Consider the following 1724-nt stretch of genomic DNA (forward strand, 5'->3'; position numbering starts at 1 on the left):
TAAATTTTGCTTATGAAAGGGGAGGTGTTGCAAATCCCAGGCCGGGGCGCCGGTTAATACGGTTTCAGGGGTTAAAGACATCCCCACCTGATTCACTTTACCCAAAAAAGTACCAAGGGACTCCAAAAGTTTATCAGTTTGGGTTACTTCTGCAAGAAAATCACCTTCCAGAAAGGGGAGCAGGCGTATCAGTTTCTGCCCATAGGGTTCCCATTTGGAACCATCGGTAGTCTTAAGGGGCAGGGGGAAATCATATGGGAGCGATTCGTCCAGGGCCTGTACAAACTCGTTTTCCAGGGTCAGGTGATGGATTACCCCGGGTTTTGCTGTGTGTGTTTTCAGGACATTCCGGCCCTTGGGAGAATCAATGCGATACGTCTTATCCTCGTATCCTTCCAACAAGTGGATGGCCCTTGGGCTTAACCCGAAACGTTCCTCCAGCAATGCCCCGAGATCTTTCATCTCAGGTCAGGGGTGGAAAGTCTGCAGGCCGCGCTTCATGCATAATGGCGTACACACTTTCAAAAACATCCTCCAGGCTGGGTTTGGAAAAATAATCGCCATCACTTGCATAAGCCGGCCTGTGTGCTTGGGCTGTAAGTGTGCGGGGTGCTGAGTCCAAATACTGGTAACCCCGTTGTTCTTCGAGTATCTGCTGCATGAGGTAGGCAGCGCAACCTCCGGGTACATCTTCATCTACAATCAGTAACCGATTCGTTTTCTGAAGACTGACCACGGTCTGATGCTCCAGGTCAAAAGGGAGCAGTGTTTGGGCATCGATAACTTCAGCATCAATTCCCACTTCCTGCAACTCCCTTGCCGCCTCCATGACTATTCGGAAAGTAGAGCCATAGGAAACTACGGTAATGTCTGTGCCCTGCCGAACTACTTCAACCTGGCCCACGGGCGTACAGAGCTCACCTAAATTACTGGGGACAGGTTCTTTGAGCCGGTAACCGTTAAGGCTCTCCACAATCAATGCGGGTTCATCACTTTTCATCAGGGTATTATAGAAACCGGCAGCTTTGGTCATGTTTCTGGGAACCAATAAATACATTCCCCTTAACAAGTGAATTAGAGCCCCCATCTGCGAGCCTGAATGCCAAATGCCTTCGAGACGATGCCCCCTTGTGCGAACGATAAGGGGAGCTTTCTGCTTGCCGACACTGCGGTAGTGAAGTGTCGCGAGATCATCGCTGAGCGTTTGCAGGCCGTATAGAACATAGTCGAGATATTGAATTTCGGCTATCGGGCGGAGCCCCCTCAGGGCCATTCCAATACCCTGGCCTATAATGGACGCTTCCCGTATCCCCGTATCTGCAATACGCAGCGCCCCATATTTTTTTTGCAGGCCTTCCAGCCCTTGATTTACGTCTCCGATCGTACCGCTATCTTCTCCAAAAATCAGCGCCTCCGGATGTCGGGCGAATAAGCGGTCAAAATTATCGCGCAAAATAATCCGGCCATCGCTCATCTCGGGGTTGGAATCATATTGAGGCTGAACCTCCGGTACCTGCGTGGCATTGCCTTCCAGCTCGGAATACAAATGCGAGCTAAAGAGGGGTTGACAAAAGGCCCCGAATTCCTGAACCCACTTAAGGAGCGCTGCTTTCGCCGGGTGGTCTTCACCAAGGACATAGCGCAGGGCTTTTCGCGCTTTACTGTGTAAATCGCGTTTTAGCGGCTCTTCCAGGGCAATTATGTCATTGGTAAGCCTTTCAATA

2 protein-coding genes are annotated in these 1724 nt (G+C 50.7%); both read right to left on the reverse strand.

Going from position 1 to position 1724, the window contains the following annotated elements:
* Positions 1–462: hypothetical protein (locus tag WBV75_RS01995; RefSeq protein WP_424118982.1), on the reverse strand; the 462-nt coding region annotated here is incomplete at its 3' end.
* A 1-nt stretch (position 463) separates the two neighbouring features.
* The coding region (locus WBV75_RS02000) for an alpha-ketoacid dehydrogenase subunit beta (protein WP_424118983.1) at positions 464–1724 on the reverse strand (1261 nt) is incomplete at its 5' end.

The sequence above is a fragment of the Robiginitalea sp. genome (assembly GCF_049588695.1).
Classification (GTDB): Bacteria; Bacteroidota; Bacteroidia; order Flavobacteriales; family Flavobacteriaceae; genus Robiginitalea.